The 15,979-nt window shown below is 70.0% G+C and carries 13 protein-coding genes; 4 read left to right on the top strand and 9 right to left on the bottom strand.

What is annotated here, in order from left to right; all coding sequences use genetic code 11:
- Positions 1 to 30 precede the first annotated feature (30 nt).
- The gene (locus ACH4DZ_RS09560; RefSeq protein WP_398286424.1) at positions 31 to 2,154 is read right to left on the bottom strand and encodes a serine/threonine-protein kinase; all 2,124 of its coding nucleotides are present in this window, start codon (positions 2,152 to 2,154) and stop codon (positions 31 to 33) included.
- 362 nt (positions 2,155 to 2,516) lie between these two features.
- Positions 2,517 to 4,223, bottom strand: coding sequence for a glycerol-3-phosphate dehydrogenase/oxidase (locus ACH4DZ_RS09555; RefSeq protein WP_398286423.1), 1,707 nt, complete (start codon positions 4,221 to 4,223; stop codon positions 2,517 to 2,519).
- A 299-nt stretch (positions 4,224 to 4,522) separates the two neighbouring features.
- Between ACH4DZ_RS09555 and ACH4DZ_RS09550 the strand changes: the two genes are divergently transcribed.
- Positions 4,523 to 5,728 carry a nucleotide sugar dehydrogenase gene (locus ACH4DZ_RS09550; RefSeq protein WP_398286421.1) on the top strand — a complete coding sequence of 402 codons (1,206 nt, stop codon included), beginning with the start codon at positions 4,523 to 4,525 and terminating at the stop codon, positions 5,726 to 5,728.
- Positions 5,729 to 5,811: 83 nt separating this feature from the next.
- Here ACH4DZ_RS09550 and ACH4DZ_RS09545 read toward each other — a convergent pair whose 3' ends face one another.
- The 4 genes from ACH4DZ_RS09545 to ACH4DZ_RS09530 all read right to left on the bottom strand — a co-directional run bounded on the left by ACH4DZ_RS09545 (position 5,812) and on the right by ACH4DZ_RS09530 (position 10,289).
- Positions 5,812 to 6,936 carry a GuaB3 family IMP dehydrogenase-related protein gene (locus ACH4DZ_RS09545; protein WP_398286420.1) on the bottom strand — a complete coding sequence of 375 codons (1,125 nt, stop codon included), beginning with the start codon at positions 6,934 to 6,936 and terminating at the stop codon, positions 5,812 to 5,814.
- 103 nt (positions 6,937 to 7,039) lie between these two features.
- Positions 7,040 to 8,545, bottom strand: a complete 1,506-nt coding sequence (gene guaB, locus ACH4DZ_RS09540; RefSeq protein WP_398286419.1) for an IMP dehydrogenase — start codon at positions 8,543 to 8,545, stop codon at positions 7,040 to 7,042.
- 273 nt (positions 8,546 to 8,818) lie between these two features.
- On the bottom strand, positions 8,819 to 9,406 hold the full coding sequence (locus ACH4DZ_RS09535; protein ID WP_398286418.1) for a sigma-70 family RNA polymerase sigma factor: 588 nt from the start codon (positions 9,404 to 9,406) through the stop codon (positions 8,819 to 8,821).
- A gap of 271 nt (positions 9,407 to 9,677) precedes the next feature.
- On the bottom strand, positions 9,678 to 10,289 hold the full coding sequence (locus ACH4DZ_RS09530; protein ID WP_003948568.1) for a response regulator transcription factor: 612 nt from the start codon (positions 10,287 to 10,289) through the stop codon (positions 9,678 to 9,680).
- Positions 10,290 to 10,669: 380 nt separating this feature from the next.
- Between ACH4DZ_RS09530 and ACH4DZ_RS09525 the strand changes: the two genes are divergently transcribed.
- Positions 10,670 to 10,993 (top strand): WhiB family transcriptional regulator, encoded by a 324-nt coding sequence (locus ACH4DZ_RS09525; protein ID WP_107015686.1) that lies wholly within the window; start codon positions 10,670 to 10,672, stop codon positions 10,991 to 10,993.
- A gap of 116 nt (positions 10,994 to 11,109) precedes the next feature.
- Here the strand turns inward: ACH4DZ_RS09525 and ACH4DZ_RS09520 are convergent, their stop codons facing one another.
- On the bottom strand, positions 11,110 to 12,024 hold the full coding sequence (locus tag ACH4DZ_RS09520; protein WP_398286417.1) for a LysR family transcriptional regulator: 915 nt from the start codon (positions 12,022 to 12,024) through the stop codon (positions 11,110 to 11,112).
- Between the two features lie 80 nt (positions 12,025 to 12,104).
- On the opposite strand from ACH4DZ_RS09520, the gene ACH4DZ_RS09515 reads away from it, so the two are divergent.
- On the top strand, positions 12,105 to 12,776 hold the full coding sequence (locus ACH4DZ_RS09515) for an MOSC domain-containing protein (protein WP_398286416.1): 672 nt from the start codon (positions 12,105 to 12,107) through the stop codon (positions 12,774 to 12,776).
- Between the two features lie 9 nt (positions 12,777 to 12,785).
- The gene (locus ACH4DZ_RS09510; RefSeq protein ID WP_398286415.1) at positions 12,786 to 13,559 is read left to right on the top strand and encodes an SDR family NAD(P)-dependent oxidoreductase; all 774 of its coding nucleotides are present in this window, start codon (positions 12,786 to 12,788) and stop codon (positions 13,557 to 13,559) included.
- A 186-nt stretch (positions 13,560 to 13,745) separates the two neighbouring features.
- Here the strand turns inward: ACH4DZ_RS09510 and groL are convergent, their stop codons facing one another.
- On the bottom strand, positions 13,746 to 15,371 hold the full coding sequence (groL, locus tag ACH4DZ_RS09505; protein ID WP_398286414.1) for a chaperonin GroEL: 1,626 nt from the start codon (positions 15,369 to 15,371) through the stop codon (positions 13,746 to 13,748).
- A 116-nt stretch (positions 15,372 to 15,487) separates the two neighbouring features.
- Positions 15,488 to 15,796, bottom strand: a complete 309-nt coding sequence (gene groES / locus ACH4DZ_RS09500) for a co-chaperone GroES (RefSeq protein WP_055507210.1) — start codon at positions 15,794 to 15,796, stop codon at positions 15,488 to 15,490.
- Positions 15,797 to 15,979: the final 183 nt, after the last annotated feature.

The raw sequence follows: 15,979 nt of genomic DNA, 5'->3' as shown, positions 1-15,979 counted from the left end.
AGATACGAGATCTCAGTTGTCCCGTGCCCCTCAGGACTTCGGTTCGAACGACTTCGTCAGCGTGCGCCACGTGTCTTTACGAAGCCCGGTGTCCCATTTCGAGCCCTTCGCGGTGTACATGAGCGCATATCCCTGACTGTCATTGACGACGAAGCCGCGGTCTATGGAACGGTATTCCGTACCGCCGTCCACATAGGTGAATTCCCAGTCGGCCGTGTTCCAGCCGCGGTAGTCCACCTTCTCTATTCGGATCCGCTGATACTGCGACCGCTGCATGAACCCCTCCTGGTTCTTCCAGTCGGCCACCGGGTCGTCCTTGGGCGTCGTGGTCCAGCCGACCAGCAGCTTCTGCCCGTCGGGTCCGGCGAACCGGGCGCCGGCCGCACTCGTGGACTGGTAAGCCCAGCCCTTGGGCAGGCCGATCGAGAACCCCTGCCCGTCCTTGTGCGTCGACTCGACCCCGCTGCCCGAACCGCTGTTGGAGCCGTCTCCCGAGCCACCCGATCCGCTCGACTCGCCGGAAGCGCTCGCGCTCGGCGAACTCTCCTTCGTCGCGCTCCCGCCGGAGGAGTCCGCCTTGTCGTCGTCGTCCGAATCGGTGCCGCTGTTCTCGTCCTGTTTGGTGTCGCTTCCCGCGTTCGCGCCACTGGACGTCGACTTGTCGTCGCCGCCCTTGTTCTCCTTGGAGCCCGACCCGTCGTCGCCACCCAGCGTGACGGCGAGGATCGTGCCGAGCACGGCCAGCGCCACGACGACGGCGATGACGACCAGCGTCCGCCGGGACACCACATCGGTGAGCGGGGCCCTGGACGTCGTGCCCCGCGAGTACCCGCCCCGGGAATCGCCCGGATTTCCGCCCTCCGCACTGGAGTTCAGTCCCGAAGCGACAGCGTCCCGGTTCTTCGCGGAAGCGGGCACACCGGCGCCCGCGGCGGTACCGGCGGCAGCGGCCGTGGACCCGGACCTCGTACCGGAAGCGGCGCCCGACCCGGAGGGCGAGGCGGACGACGGCGGCACGGCGGGCGACGCGGAACCCGCGGGAGCCGACGCCGAGGCGGCGGCCTTCCCGCCCGAAGACTCCGCGGACCGGTCCGCGGCCACTCCGGTACCGGCCGCGGCGGCGGCTCCGGCCGCCCCGGCACCCTTGCCCTTGCGCACGGAACGCAGCGCCCCGCGCAGCCGGTCGCCCGGCTCCTCACTCTTCCTGCCGCCCGAAGTCCCCTTCTTGCCGGGGCCGGAGGGGAGGTCCGGCAACGGCACGACCTTCGTCGCGTCCACCGCCTCCGGCTCGTCCTTGGGCTCGGGCGTGCTGATGATCTCGGTGAGCATCGTCCGTGCCCCGGCGTCGTCGAGGCGCTGCTCGGGGTCCTTGACGAGGAGCCCGTAGATGACGTTCTCCAGCGGGCCCGCGTTCTTCGGCTGCTCCACCGGTTCCGTCATCACCGCGGTGAGCGTCGCGATGGCGGATCCCTTGTCGTACGGCGGCACGCCTTCCACCGCCGCGTACAACAGGCCGCCCAGCGACCACAGGTCGGCCGCGGGGCCCGGCTTGTGGCCGCGCGCCCGCTCCGGCGAGATGTACGAGGGCGCGCCGACCAGCATGCCGGTCGAGGTGATGGACGGGTCGCCCTCGACCTGGGCGATACCGAAGTCCGTGAGCACGACCCGGCCGTCCTCGGCGATGAGCACGTTGGACGGCTTCACATCGCGGTGCAGGATGCCCTCTCGGTGCGCCGAGCGCAGCACGTCGAGAATGGCGAGACCCACCTCGGCCGCGCGCTTCGGCGTGAGCAGTCCGTCCTCGCGGATCACCTCGGCGAGGGACTTGCCCTCGACGAGTTCCATCACGATCCACGGCCGGTTGTCCTCGTCGACCACGTCGAAGACCGTCACCGCGCTGTTGTTGCGGATCCGTGCGATGGCCTTGGCCTCGCGGAAGGTCCGTGTGATCAGTCGACGCTTCTCGTCCTCGTCGATACGCGGCGGCAGCCGTAGTTCCTTCACGGCGACCGTGCGGCCCAGCGTCTCGTCCTCGGCCCGCCACACGGTGCCCATGCCGCCGCGGCCGAGAACTCCTCCCAACCGGTACCGCCCGGCGAGGAGACGCTCACTATCGTCCTGACGGGATGCTCCCGCCTGCTCCGCCTCCGACATGCGTCCCCTCATGCAACCCGCCCTGACAGAGCCTCCATTGTCCCCCACCCGGCCACCGTCCGATGCCCCGGGTGCCCCTCCTGGAAGCAATGCTTCCCCGAACCGCCTCCCATCCGTTCCCCAACTGCCCCTCGGCCCGGCCCCTCCCCCTTCATGAGCTGCGACAAGGAAGGATTTCGCGGCCACCGCCGAGGGTTCTGCCTCCTTGGACATCTCCGAGTCGGGTACCCACTTCGTCCACGCGAAAGCCACCACGAGATGCCCGGTCGCGGACACGGCCCCGCACAAGGGCCGCGTACACGGCCGCTTCCGGCGGCGGGCACCGGCGGACAACAGCCCCTGCCCGCCGCCGAGTTACGCCCCTAAAGCGGCACGATGTCAGGCGCTCCCAGGCGCGCCGCGTCGGCCGTCAGGTCGTCCGGCTGGCGCTGCGACTCCCGCTCCGCCTCCACCCGCTTCTGGTAGTGCTCGATCTCGCGCTCGATCTGGTCCTTGTCCCAGCCGAGCACCGGCGCCATCAGCTCGGCGGCCTCCCGTGCGCTGCGCGTGCCCCGGTCGAAGGTCTCGATCGAGATGCGGGTGCGCCGCGTCAGCACGTCGTCCAGATGCCGCGCCCCCTCGTGCGAGGCGGCGTAGACGATCTCGGCGCGCAGGTAGTCGTCGGCCGCCGGCAGCGGGTCGCCCAGCGTGGCGTCCGCGGCGATGAGATCGAGCACTTCCTCGGCGAGTGCCCCGTACCGGTTCAGCAGGTGCTCCACGCGCACCACGTGCAGGCCGGTCCGCGCGGCGATCCGCGCCCGCGCGTTCCACAGTGCGCGGTAGCCCTCGGCGCCGACCAGCGGGATGTCCTCCGTGACGCACTCGGCGACCCGCTGGTCGAGGCCGTGCACCGCCTCGTCCACCGCGTCCTTGGCCATCACCCGGTAGGTCGTGTACTTGCCGCCCGCCACCACCACGAGCCCGGGGGCCGGATGCGCCACGGTGTGCTCGCGCGACAGCTTGCTCGTGGCCTCCGACTCGCCGGCGAGCAGCGGCCGCAGTCCCGCGTACACCCCCTGTACGTCGTCACGCGTCAGTGGCACCGCGAGGACCGAGTTCACATGCTCCAGCAGGTAGTCGATGTCGGCGCTGGACGCCGCCGGGTGCGCCTTGTCCAGGTCCCACTCGGTGTCCGTCGTCCCGACGATCCAGTGCCGTCCCCACGGGATCACGAACAGCACGGACTTCTCGGTGCGCAGGATCAGTCCGGTCGTCGAGGTGATCCGGTCCTTCGGTACGACCAGATGGATGCCCTTGGAGGCCCGGACGTGGAACTGGCCCCGCTCCCCGACCATCGCCTGGGTGTCGTCCGTCCACACCCCGGTGGCGTTCACGACCTGCTTGGCGCGGATCTCGTACTCCCCGCCGCCCTCGACGTCCCGCACCTTGGCGCCGACGACACGTTCGCCCTCGCGCAGGAAGCCGGTCACGCGCGCCCGGTTGGCGACCTTCGCCCCGTACGCCGCCGAGGTGCGCACCAGGGTCGCCACATAGCGGGCGTCGTCCATCTGCGCGTCGTAGTACTGCAGCGCCCCGACCAGGGCGTCCTTCTTCAGGGCGGGGGCGACGCGCAGCGCGTGCCGCCGGGAGAGGTGGCGGTGCATCGGCAGACCGCGCCCGTGGCCGCGCGCCATCGACATCGCGTCGTAGAGCGCGACGCCCGAGCCGGCGTACAGCCGCTCCCAGCCCTTGTGCTGCAGGGGGTACAGGAACGGCACGGGCTTCACGAGATGCGGTGCGAGCCGCTCAAGCAGCAGCCCGCGCTCCTTCAGCGCCTCCCGTACGAGCGCGAAGTCGAGCATCTCCAGATAGCGCAGGCCGCCATGGATCAGCTTGCTCGACCGGCTCGATGTGCCCGACGCCCAGTCACGCGCCTCGACCAGTCCGGTGGACAGTCCGCGGGTCACGGCGTCCAACGCGGTGCCCGCGCCCACCACGCCCGCTCCTACGACGAGCACGTCCAGCTCGCGCTCGGCCATCGCCGCGAGTGACTCGGCGCGCTCCGCCGGTCCCAGTGTCGCTGTCCGCACAGTTGCCTCCAGCTGTCTGTCGCGCCGGGCTCACCCGTACGGCGAGGCCCTGCTCACATCCCCCATGCCCAAATTCTGACCGTGATGCCCGCCATCGGCCACTACCGGCGGTCCGCCTGTGGACAACTTCCGGCGATCCGCTCGGCGACTTGCGGAGCAACACAACCGAACAATCCCGCATATCGGTCATATTTACTCCTAGTCTGACATTGCGCTCGCCCGTTCTGTCCACAGGGCTTGCGCCCTCGCCCCACTCCGGCTATTGCCACTCCGGCTACAGGGAAGGACGGCCCACCGCCATGCCCGCAGACCTCGCCGTCATCGGCCTCGGCCAGCTCGGCCTGCCCCTGGCCCGGGCCGCCACCTCCACCGGCATCCCCACCCTCGGCTACGAGTGCGGCGACCCGGCGCCACTGGCCGCGGCCGATCTGCGCCGGATGCTGTCCACGGGATTCCGGCGGGCCACGGACCCGGCCGAGCTGGGCCGCGTACGCACCGCCGTCATCTGCGCTCCGACCCCGCGCGGCGCGGACGGAACGCTCGACCTGGGGCAGGTGGCCTCCGCCGCCCGCACCCTGGCCGCGCACCTGCGCCCGCACACCACGGTGATCCTGGAGTCCCCCGTGTACCCGGGGACGACCGAGGAATTCCTTCGTCCGCTCCTCGAAGAGGGCTCCGGGCTCCGGGCGGGTCGCGACTTCCACCTCGCGTACTCACCCAGCCGGGTGGATCCGGGCAATCGCGACCACGGTCCCGCCAACACCCCGAAGGTGATCGGCGGGCTCACCCCGGCCTGCACGGAGTCGGCCGCCGCGTTCTACGGCCGGCTCACCGACAAGGTCGTACGCGCGCGTGGACCCCGCGAGGCGGAGACCGTGCAGCTCCTGGAGACCAACTACCGGCACGTCAACATCGCCCTGGTCAACGAGATGGCCGTCCTCTGCCACGACCTGGGCGTCGACCTGTGGGACGTCATCCGCTGCGCCGAGACCAAGCCGTTCGGCTTCCAGGCCTTCCGCCCGGGCCCCGGAGTGGGCGGCCACGCCGTCCCCCGCGACCTCGCGGGCCCGCGGACCCGGGCCCTGCGCATGGTCGAACTGGCCCAGCAGGTCAACGACCACATGCCCCGGTACGTCATCCAGCGCGCGGCCACGCTCCTCAACGAACACGGCAAGTCGGCCCGCGGCGCGCGCGTGCTGCTCCTCGGCGTCACCTACAAGTCCGACCACGCCGACCAGCAGGGCTCACCCGCCCAGGAGATCGCCACCCGCCTGATGGAACTGGGCGCCGCCGTCAGCTACCACGACCCGCACGTCCCGTCCTGGTCCGTCCTCGACCGCCCGGTCCCCCGAGTGGACTCCCTGTACGAGGCAGCGGCGGACGCGGACCTGACGATCCTGCTCCAGCAACACCGCACCTACGACCTGCAGGGCCTCTCGGTAAAGGCCCAACTCCTCCTGGACACCCGGGGGGCGACCCCCACGGGGGCGGCGCACAGGTTGTGACGCACGGGTGCCGTGACGCACACCGAAGGGGCCCGGCCGTCGAGTGGCCGGGCCCCTTCGGTTCGCTCAAGCCCAGCGTGGCGTCAGCGCTTGTGCTGGGCGTCCGCCACCGTGACCTCGACCCGCTGGAACTCCTTCAGTTCGCTGTAGCCGGTCGTGGCCATCGCGCGGCGCAGGGCGCCGAAGAAGTTCATGGAGCCGTCGGGCGTGTGCGAGGGGCCCAGCAGGACCTCCTCGATGGTGCCGACGGTACCGAGGTCGACCTTCTTGCCGCGCGGCAGCTCTTCGTTGACGGCCTCCATGCCCCAGTGGTGGCCCCGGCCGGGCGCGTCCGTCGCGCGGGCGAGCGGGGAGCCCATCATCACCGAGTCGGCGCCGCAGGCGATGGCCTTGGGCAGGTCGCCGGACCAGCCGACACCGCCGTCCGCGATCACGTGCACGTACCGGCCGCCGGACTCGTCCATGTAGTCGCGGCGGGCGGCGGCCACGTCGGCGACGGCGGTGGCCATCGGGACCTGGATGCCCAGGACGTTGCGCGTGGTGTGCGCGGCACCGCCGCCGAAGCCCACCAGGACACCGGCCGCGCCGGTACGCATCAGGTGCAGCGCCGCCGTGTACGTGGCGCAGCCGCCGACGATGACCGGGACGTCCAGCTCGTAGATGAACTGCTTCAGGTTCAGCGGCTCGGAGGCGCCGGAGACGTGCTCCGCCGAGACCGTCGTACCGCGGATGACGAAGATGTCGACGCCCGCGTCCACGACGGCCTTGGAGAACTCGGCGGTGCGCTGCGGGGAGAGCGCCGCCGCGGTGATCACTCCCGAGTCGCGCACCTCCTTGATGCGCTGCCCGATCAGCTCCTCCTGGATGGGAGCCGCGTAGATCTCCTGGAGGCGGCGGGTCGCGGTCTCCGCGTCCAGCTCCACGATCTCGTCGAGGAGCGACTGCGGGTCCTCGTGCCGTGTCCACAGGCCTTCGAGGTTGAGGACGCCCAGGCCGCCCAGCTCCCCTATGCGGATGGCGGTCGCCGGGGAGACCACGGAGTCCATGGGAGCCGCCAGGAACGGCAGCTCGAAGCGGTAGGCGTCGATCTGCCAGGCGATCGAGACCTCCTTCGGGTCGCGCGTACGGCGGCTCGGGACGACGGCGATGTCGTCGAAGGCGTACGCCCGGCGGCCGCGCTTGCCGCGCCCGATCTCGATCTCAGTCACGTGTGTGGCCTTTCCCTCTTCGGTTCTGCGCGTTCCAGTATCCCCGACACATACGGCGAGGGCGGTCCCGGAGTCTCCGAGACCGCCCTCGAACGTGTTGCTGCTACTGGCCGCGGCTGTAGTTCGGTGCCTCGACCGTCATCTGGATGTCGTGCGGGTGGCTCTCCTTGAGGCCCGCCGACGTGATCCGTACGAAGCGGCCCTTGGTCTCCATCTCGTCGATGGACGCGGCGCCGACATAGCCCATGGTCTGGCGCAGACCGCCGACGAGCTGGTGCAGCACGTTCCCGAGCGGGCCGCGGTAGGGCACCTGGCCCTCGATGCCCTCGGGCACGAGCTTGTCGTCGGAGGCCACCTCGGCCTGGAAGTAGCGGTCCTTCGAGTACGACTTGCCCTGGCCACGGGACTGCATGGCACCGAGCGAACCCATGCCGCGGTACGACTTGAACTGCTTGCCGTTGATGAAGAGCAGCTCGCCGGGCGACTCCTCGCAGCCGGCGAGGAGGCTGCCGAGCATCACCGTGTCGGCGCCGGCGGCCAGCGCCTTGCCGATGTCTCCGGAGTACTGCAGACCGCCGTCCCCGATCACCGGGACACCGGCGGAGCGCGCCGCGAGGGCCGCTTCGTAGATGGCGGTGACCTGCGGCACGCCGATACCGGCGACCACGCGGGTCGTACAGATCGAACCGGGGCCCACACCCACCTTGACGCCGTCGACACCGGCGTCGATCAGCGCCTGGGCGCCGTCACGGGTGGCCACGTTGCCGCCGATCACGTCGACGCCGACGCTCGACTTGATCTTCGCCATCCAGTTCAGGGCGTTGCTGTTGTGCCCGTGCGAGGTGTCGACGATCAGGAAGTCCACCCCCGCCTCGGCGAGCGCCTGGGCCCGCTCAAGGGCCTCGGGGCTCGCGCCCACGGCGGCGCCCACGAGGAGGCGGCCCTCGGCGTCCTTCGCCGCGTTCGGGTACTTCTCGGCCTTGACGAAGTCCTTGACCGTGATGAGGCCCTTGAGGATGCCCGCGTCGTCGACCAGCGGAAGCTTCTCGATCTTGTGGCGGCGCAGCAGCTCCATGGCGTCGGTCCCGGAGATGCCGACCTTGCCGGTGACGAGCGGCATCGGGGTCATGACCTCGCGCACCTGACGGGAGCGGTCGGTCTCAAAGGCCATGTCGCGGTTGGTGACGATGCCGAGCAGCTTGCCGTTGCCGTCGGTGACGGGGACACCGCTGATACGGAACTTGGCGCACAGCGCGTCGGCCTCGCCCAGCGTCGCGTCCGGGTGGACCGTGATCGGGTCGGTGACCATGCCGGACTCGGAGCGCTTCACGAGGTCGACCTGGTTGACCTGGTCCGCGATGGAGAGGTTCCGGTGCAGTACGCCGACGCCGCCCTGACGGGCCATGGCGATCGCCATCCGGGACTCGGTGACCTTGTCCATCGCCGCCGAGAGCAGCGGAATGTTCACGCGTACGTTGCGGGAGATGCGGGACGAGGTGTCGACCGCGTTGGGCAGCACTTCCGATGCGCCCGGCAGCAGCAGCACGTCGTCGTAGGTCAGCCCGAGCGTCGCGAATTTCTCGGGCACTCCGTCGACGTTTGCAGTCATGACACCTTCCCCAAATGGCCTTGATCGGTGCGGATGTCCATGCTAACGGGAAGCATGGCTCTCTCATTCCACGGTCGGGAGCGCCCCTGGGGCTCGTAGGTTCCTACGGGCCGGACGGCCGCCCCGTTCAGCGCGCCGGCCCACAGCGATGCGCACCGATGAGTACCGACACGTACCGGCGCGTACCGGCGAGAAAGCCCGCCCCACCGCGATCCGCACGCCTCCGGGCCCGGTCCCTGGCCCGCCGGAAGCCGCCCTCGTGAGGGGAACCGCCTACTGCTCGGCCAGTGCCCGCAGGCGGCTGAGCGCCCGGTGCTGGGCCACCCGGACCGCGCCGGGTGACATTCCCAACATCTGTCCGGTCTCCTCGGCCGTGAGGCCGACCGCGATCCGCAGCAGCAGAAGTTCCCGCTGGTTCTCGGGGAGGTTGGCCATGAGCTTCTTCGCCCACTCGGCGTCGCTGCTGAGGAGGGCGCGCTCCTCGGGGCCGAGCGAGTCGTCCGGCCGCTCGGGCATCTCGTCCGACGGCACGGCCGTCGAACCGGGATGACGCATCGCGGCCCGCTGCAGGTCGGCCACCTTGTGGGCGGCGATCGCGAAGACGAAAGCCTCGAAGGGGCGCCCGGTGTCCTTGTAGCGCGGCAGTGCGAGCAGCACCGCTACGCAGACCTCCTGCGCCAGGTCCTCCACGAAGTGCCGCGCGTCCCCCGGAAGTCGGGACAGACGCGTGCGGCAGTAGCGGATGGCGAGCGGGTGGACATGGGCGAGCAGGTCGTGCGTGGCCTGCTCGTCGCCGTCGACCGCGCGATGGACGAGCCCACCGATAGCCCCTTGGGCATGAGGCGCCTCGTCGTCACGCATCGGTCCATGGTGCCTTGGCGTCGTTCGTTCCGTGGCACCGCGTCCGTAGTTGTGCACCGAAGCGTTATGAGCAGGTGCGCCGGAACTCATCTCCTGCGCCCTCCCCTCCCGCTCGACCGACTTGTTCCCGAGGAACTCCACACCTCAAGGATGCGGCATCCGCCGGGAAACGGGGATCGGGTGCCCGAACGGCGTCATTCGATCCCCTGTCGGGCCCGGCCCCGCCCGCCTCACGGCAGGCGGGGACACCCGTACCCCCGCGGCGGTTCACCTAACGGACCAGGCCCCATCGGAACCCGAGCGCGACCGCGTGCGCGCGGTCCGAGGCGCCGAGCTTCTTGAAGAGCCGGCGGGCGTGCGTCTTGACCGTGTCCTCGGAGAGGAACAGCTCACGGCCGATCTCCGCGTTCGACCGGCCGTGGCTCATGCCCTCCAGGACCTGGATCTCACGCGCGGTGAGCGTCGGCGCCGCACCCATCTCGGCCGACCGCAGTCTGCGCGGGGCGAGCCGCCAGGTCGGGTCGGCGAGGGCCTGAGTGACGGTCGCCCGCAGCTCCGCGCGGGAGGCGTCCTTGTGGAGATAGCCGCGGGCACCGGCGGCGACCGCGAGTGCGACACCGTCCAGGTCCTCGGCCACGGTGAGCATGATGATGCGCGCACCGGGGTCGGCGGACAGCAGCCGCCGGACCGTCTCCACGCCGCCCAGACCGGGCATGCGTACGTCCATCAGAATCAGGTCCGAACGGTCGGCACCCCAGCGGCGGAGGACTTCCTCGCCGTTGGCCGCCGTGGTCACGCGCTCTACGCCGGGCACGGTCGCCACCGCACGGCGGAGCGCCTCTCGGGCAAGCGGGGAGTCGTCGCAGACGAGGACGGATGTCATGGCCGTCCTCCGCAGCTGATGCGCGTCACCTTGGGCCTCCAGGCTGGTACGAAATCGTCACCTGTGCGGTCGACCGACTCGGACGCTTGCCCGAGCGTTTGTTCCTTCAACCGCCTCGCACACTCAACGACGGTCACTCGAAAGAGTTACGGGGCGGTGAGCCACGTTCGGCACTCTACGTGAGGGCGCGGACACGGTGCAGACACGTGCGGCAGACCCTCAAGGTTTCATCACAAGCTATGCCCCATTCAGCCGCTTTTCGTTCCATTTGTTGGTGTCTGAGGCTAGATTCGCAATGAGTCATATTTTCATCTCCTTAGATCGTAGATGTACGGTGATGGGCACGTAACCGACCAAAACGGCTACAAGGGGACAAAGCAATGGCAGATTTCTCCCGCCTTCCCGGACCGAACGCGGATCTGTGGGACTGGCAGCTCCTCGCGGCGTGCCGCGGGGTCGACAGCTCGCTCTTCTTCCACCCCGAGGGCGAGCGCGGTGCGGCACGGAGCGCTCGTGAGAACTCGGCCAAAGAGGTCTGCATGAGGTGCCCGGTGCGAGCGGAGTGCGCCGCGCACGCGCTGGCGGTGCGCGAGCCGTACGGCGTGTGGGGCGGCCTGACCGAGGACGAGCGCGAGGAACTCATGGGACGGGCGCGCAACCGCCTGGTCTCGGCGTCGAGCGGGGGCGACCCGTCACACCACTGAAGGAACGTTTCTCCGAACCGACACGCGCGTGCGTGCCCCTTCTTCACGTCCCCCACGGCATACCTCGCGCCCCATAGGACCGGGCCCCCGCGAAAACGGACCCCGAGGAACCGGGTTCAGCGGGTGGCGGCCCTGGCCAGTTGGTCCAGTGTGGCCGCCACTGCGGGCACCTGGGCCAGATCCGGCAGGGTGAGCGCGACGATCTCCCGTCGCAGCGCCGGTTCCACCGTCACTGTGCGTGCACCCTTGGGGCGTACGGACTCGATGGCGAGCTCCGGCAGGACCGCGACCCCGAGGCCCGCCCCGACCAGGCCGACCACCGCCGGATAGTCGTCGGTCGCGAAGTCGATGCGCGGGGTGAAGCCCGCGCTCTCGCAGACCTCGACCAGCTGGGCCCGGCAGCGCGGGCAGCCGGCGATCCACGGCTCGTCGGCGAGGTCGCCGATGGCGACCGTGCCCGCCCGGGCCAGCCGGTGCCCTTCGGGAACCAGCCCGACGAGCCGGTCCGTGAGCAGCGGCCGGATCACCAGGTCGTCCCACTCCTCAGCACCCGCCACGCCCGCCGCCGTGGCCGCGCCCTCGTAACGGAAGGCGAGGGTCACGTCGCAGTCGCCCTCGCGCAGCATCTCGACGGAGCGCGGCGGTTCGGCCTCCTCCAGGGAGACCCGGGTGCCGGGGTGCGCGGCGCGCAGGGCGGCGAGCGCCGTCGGTACGAGCGTGGAGCTTCCGCTGGGGAACGAGACCAGGCGCACCCGGCCCGCCCGCAGCCCGGCGATCGCTGCGACCTCCTCCTCCGCGGCGGTCAGCCCGGCGATGATGCCCGCCGCGTGCCGCGCGAGGGCCTCGCCGGCCTGGGTCAGCCGCATCTCGCGGCCGGTGCGGATGAGCAGCGGTGTACCGACGGAGGCTTCGAGGGCCTTCATCTGCTGGCTGACGGCGGGCTGGGTGCAGCCCAGCTCGCGCCCCGCCGCCGAGAAGGAACCGGTGGCGGAGACGGCGCGCAGGACGCGCAGATGGCGGGCCTCGATCACCCTCGAAGCATAAGCGAATCTTGGATACGGCGACGAATATCGCATCGACGCTTTTGGCCCCGATCGCCTAGCGTGCCGTCATGAAGCTTCTGTCTCTGAATCTGGGGCGGCCCAAGGCCGTCGACTACACGGACCAGGCCGAGGGCGTGACCGGGATCGACAAGCGGCCGGTGGACGGACCGGTGCGGGTCGCCGCGCCCGGGCCCAAGGGCGTCGGCGGGAGCGGTCTCGCCGGGGACGCCGTGTGCGAGCTGCGGCACCACGGCGGCGACGACCAGGCCGTGTACGCCTTCGCGCGCAAGGACCTCGACGACTGGGAACGCGAGCTGGGACGCCCGCTGGCCGGCGGGATGTTCGGGGAGAACCTCACGACCCAGGGCGTCGACGTGTCCGGGGCGAAGATCGGGGAGCGCTGGCGCATCGGCTCCGAGGTCGTGCTCGAAGTGACGTCCGGGCGGATCCCGTGTCTCACCTTCCAGGGCCACCTGGGCGAGAAGGGGTGGGTCAGGCGGTTCACGCGGAAGGGTGCGTCCGGCGCGTACCTGCGGGTGATCGAGCCCGGCGAGATACGGGCGGGCGATCCGATCGAGATCGTGCACCGGCCGGACCACGAGGTGACCGCCGCCTTCCAGTTCCGCGCGGCCACGCTCGAACGGACGCTGCTGCCGCGGACACTGGCGGCGGGCGACGCCCTGCACACGGAAGCACGGGAGACGGCGCTGAGGTACGTCGAGAAGTACGGCGGTCACTAACCTTGGGCCATGACAACGGCTCTGATTACGGGATCGACAGCGGGCATCGGTGCCGCCTTCGCACGGCGGCTGGCCGCCGACGGACACAACCTCGTGCTGGTCGCGCGTGACAGCAAGCGGCTCGGCGAGCAGGCGACGGAACTGCACGACCGCCACGGCATCGAGGCGGAGGTGCTGACGGCGGATCTGGCGACGGACGAGGGCATCGAGGCGGTGGCCGCCCGCGTCTCGGACCGCAAACACGCGGTCGACCTGCTCGTCAACAACGCGGGCTTCGGCAACAAGGGCCTCTATCTGGACGTACCGATGGCGGACGAGCTGAAGATGCTCAAGGTGCACTGCGAGGCGGTGCTCCGGCTGACGTCGGCGGCGGCCGAGGCCATGCGCGAGCGCGGGCGCGGCGGTGTCGTCAACGTGGCGTCGACGGCCGCGTTCCTGCCGCGCGGTACGTACGGGGCGTCGAAGGCGTGGGTCGTGCAGTTCACGCAAGGTGTGGCGAAGGACCTGGCGGGCAGCGGTGTCCGGCTGATGGCGCTGTGCCCCGGGTTCGTGCGGACCGAGTTCCACGAGCGGGCCGGGATGGGCACGGACAACATCCCCAACTGGATGTGGCTGGACGCCGACAAGGTGGTCGCGTCCGCGCTGGCCGACCTGGCCCGGGACAAGTCGCTGTCCATCCCGGACCCGCGCTACAAGGCCCTGATGGGCGTGGCGAAGGTGACCCCGCGGGGCCTGCTCAGCGGCATCAGCTCGAAGACGGGCCGCAAGTACGGCCCGAAGTGAGTGCGTCGGTGCCGTTAGCCGTCGGTCGGCGACAGCACGAAGGTCCGGCCCCGCCGAAACGGGTACCGGACCTTCGTGCTGCGCCCCCGAAGGGGCGCGGGGCTGTATCCATGTGCGGCTTGGCCGCCTGGGCGCGACCAGCCCCACCGAGCCCGCAGTCAACGCACCGCGTGCTCGGCGAAGCGCCTAGTGCGAGTGGCCGTGGCCGCCGTGGCCGGCGTCGCCCTCTTCCTCGGCCGGCTTCTCGACGACCAGGGTCTCGGTCGTGAGGAGCAGGGAGGCGATGGAGGCGGCGTTCTCCAGGGCGGAACGGGTGACCTTGACCGGGTCGATGACGCCGGCCTTGACCAGGTCGCCGTACTCGCCGGTCGCGGCGTTGAAGCCCTGGCCCTTGTCGAGGTCGGCGACCTTGGAGGTGATGACGTAACCCTCCAGGCCGGCGTTCTCGGCGATCCAGCGCAGCGGCTCGACGGCGGCCTTGCGGACGACGGCGACACCGGTCGCCTCGTCGCCGGTCTTGCCGAGGTTGCCTTCGAGGACCTTCACGGCGTGGACGAGCGCGGAGCCACCACCGGAGACGATGCCCTCCTCGACCGCGGCGCGGGTCGCGGAGATGGCGTCCTCCAGACGGTGCTTCTTCTCCTTCAGCTCCACCTCCGTGGCGGCGCCGACCTTGATGACGCACACGCCGCCGGCCAGCTTCGCGAGGCGCTCCTGGAGCTTCTCGCGGTCCCAGTCGGAGTCCGTGGACTCGATCTCGGCCTTGATCTGGTTGACACGGCCGGCCACGTCGGCGCTGTTGCCGCCGCCGTCGACGATGGTCGTGTCGTCCTTGGTGACGGTCACGCGGCGGGCGGTGCCCAGCACGTCCAGGCCGACCTGGTCGAGCTTGAGGCCGACCTCCTCGGCGATGACCGTGGCGCCGGTGAGCGTGGCGATGTCACCGAGCATGGCCTTGCGGCGGTCGCCGAAGCCGGGGGCCTTGACGGCCACCGCGTTGAAGGTGCCGCGGATCTTGTTCACGACCAGGGTCGACAGGGCTTCGCCCTCGACGTCCTCGGCGATGATCAGCAGCGGCTTCGACGCGTTGGTCTGGATGACCTTCTCAAGGAGGGGCAGCAGGTCCTGGATGGAGGAGACCTTGCCCTGGTGGATCAGGATGTACGGGTCGTCGAGGACGGCCTCCATACGCTCCTGGTCGGACACCATGTACGGGGACAGGTAGCCCTTGTCGAAGGCCATGCCCTCGGTGAACTCAAGCTCAAGACCGAAGGTGTTGGACTCCTCGACGGTGATGACACCGTCCTTGCCGACCTTGTCCATCGCCTCGGCGATGAGCTCGCCGACCTGGCTGTCCTGGGCGGACAGACCGGCGACGGCCGCGATGTCGGACTTCTCCTCGATCGGGCGCGCGGTCGCGAGGAGCTCCTCGGAGACCGCGGCGACGGCCGCGTCGATGCCCTTCTTCAGGAGGGCGGGGGACGCGCCGGCGGCGACGTTCTTCAGGCCCTCGCGTACGAGCGCCTGGGCCAGCACGGTGGCGGTGGTCGTACCGTCACCCGCGATGTCGTTGGTCTTGGTCGCCACCTCCTTCACCAGCTGGGCGCCGAGGTTCTCGTACGGGTCGTCGAGCTCGACCTCGCGGGCGATGGTGACGCCGTCGTTGGTGATGGTGGGGGCGCCGAACTTCTTGTCGATGACGACGTTGCGGCCCTTGGGGCCGATCGTCACCTTCACGGTGTCGGCAAGCTTGTTGACGCCGCGCTCAAGGGCGCGACGGGCGTCCTCGTCGAACTTCAGGATCTTCGCCATGGAGCTGATTCAGTCCTCTCGAAAAAACGAACAGCGCCCCCAGCACCCGGCTTCTTAGTACTCGCGTTCAGTACTCGCTGGGGCCAGGGGCGCAGTTCAAAGCAAACCTGGGTGAATTACTTCTCGATGATCGCGAGTACGTCGCGGGCCGAGAGGACGAGGTACTCCTCGCCGTTGTACTTCACTTCGGTGCCGCCGTACTTGCTGTACAGCACGATGTCGCCGGTCTTCACGTCGAGCGGAAGACGCTCGCCGTTCTCGAAGCGGCCCGGACCGACGGCCAGGACGACGCCCTCCTGGGGCTTCTCCTTCGCGGTGTCCGGAATGACCAGGCCAGAGGCCGTGGTCTGCTCGGCTTCGAGCGGCTGGACCACAATGCGGTCCTCAAGCGGCTTGATGGCAACCTTGGAGCTGGTGGTCGTCACGATCCGACCTCCCCCTTCGGAGATCTCACGGGGTTAACTGTCTGAGGTGGCGACCAGGTGGATCCGTCGTCGCGGGTGCCGGACCTGCCCGTCGCTATTGGCACTCTCCTGCGGTGAGTGCCAGAGCCGAGACTATGACTGCGATTAGCACTCGGTCAAGCGGAGTGCCAGTTGCCTCCGGCG

The sequence above is a fragment of the Streptomyces sp. NPDC017991 genome (assembly GCF_044328075.1).
Lineage (GTDB): Bacteria > Actinomycetota > Actinomycetes > Streptomycetales > Streptomycetaceae > Streptomyces.
Note: the sequence above shows the minus strand (reverse complement) of the source record. Positions and strands in the feature narration are given on the sequence as shown.